1 protein-coding gene is annotated in these 301 nt (G+C 71.8%); it reads left to right on the top strand.

Translation table 11 applies throughout. The annotated features are described in order from the left end of the window. Positions 1 to 160: 160 nt before the first annotated feature. Positions 161 to 301: MscL family protein (locus JHD80_RS29010; protein ID WP_465246569.1), on the top strand; the 141-nt coding region annotated here is incomplete at its 3' end.

Raw genomic sequence — 301 nt, 5'->3', positions numbered from 1 at the left:
CCCCCCCCCCCCCCCCCCCCCCCCCCCCCCCCCCCCCCCCCCCCCCCCCCCCCCCCCCCCCCCCCCCCCCCCCCCCCCCCCCCCCCCCCCCCCCCCCCCCCCCCTTTCAAGCAGAAGACGGCATACGCGATCGCGCCTAGAGTCTCGTGGGCTCGGAGATGTGTATAAGAGACAGGTGCTGGCCTACGGCAATTTCGTAACGGCCGGCATCAACTTCCTGATCATCGCCTTCGTCCTCTTCCTGGTGGTCAAGGGCATCAACAAGCTGCAGAAGAAAGAGCCGCCGAAGCCGGAGGCTCCC

Source organism: Allobosea sp. ASV33 (genome assembly GCF_016428755.1).
GTDB lineage: Bacteria > Pseudomonadota > Alphaproteobacteria > Rhizobiales > Beijerinckiaceae > Allobosea.
This window is presented reverse-complemented; position numbering and strand designations above follow the sequence as displayed.